Source organism: Ulvibacter sp. 2305UL32-6, assembly GCF_058148545.1.
Genome location: NZ_JBYVKA010000040.1, coordinates 1 through 956 on the forward strand (window position 1 = coordinate 1; position 956 = coordinate 956).

Consider the following 956-nt stretch of genomic DNA (forward strand, 5'->3'; position numbering starts at 1 on the left):
CGTTGAGCGCAAGCTCGAAAATGAACTATAATAAAAGTAAAATAGAACTTAAAGAAAAAGGATATTCGATCGTGACTGATTTATATTCGGATAAAGAAGTGGATCAAATTCTCCATTGTATAGAGAACGCTGAAAATGATGGAAGTTCTTTTTTAAAAACAAAAGACCTTTTTGCGATTCGCCAACTCATTAAAAATGTGCCAGCACTACCAGAGGTACTTTTCAATCAAAAATTAAAGAAGTTAGTATCAGATCTTTCTGATTCAAACTTTTTCTTAACAAAAGCTATTTATTTTGACAAACCAAGCGAATCAAATTGGTTTGTTGCTTATCATCAAGATTTGAGCATTTCGGTCAATCAAAAAGCAGATCTAGAAGATTACGTAAATTGGACATTTAAAAAAGGACAACATGGAGTACAACCACCAATTCGGATATTAAAAGACACTATTACAATTCGAATTCATTTAGATGATACCGACGAAAATAATGGTGCTTTAAAAATTATAGAAAAGTCACATAGAAACGGAATAACTAGATCTGATGAAAAGAATTGGGATTTAAAAAACGAAAGAATCTGTAAGGTGCAAAAAGGTGGCGCGATGTTAATGAGACCTTTGACTCTGCATGCTTCAAATAGAACAACTAACGGAAAAAAGAGAAGAGTAATTCACCTAGAATTTAATAATCATGTTTTAAAAGAGCCACTAGAATGGTTGGAGAAATACAAGATTGAGCCAGCGCCCAACACCGTATAAAGCCAATGGCGAAGTTGGTTAAACGAATTGAAATACCTACAATTTAAAAACGTATATTTATTTCCGAATACATTACCAGACGGCTTCGCTGTGGCTTCCGAGTCGCACGCGTCGACGCCGCTGCCAACATTTGCTCCGCAAATTTGGTTGAGCCACAGCGAGCCAAGGACCGCCACTGGCATTATACAAACACGTTAG

General features: G+C 35.9%; 1 protein-coding gene. It reads left to right on the forward strand.

What is annotated here, in order from left to right:
- The coding region (locus ACY2RU_RS17590) for a phytanoyl-CoA dioxygenase family protein (protein WP_490139792.1) at positions 1-758 on the forward strand (758 nt) is incomplete at its 5' end.
- Positions 759-956: the final 198 nt, after the last annotated feature.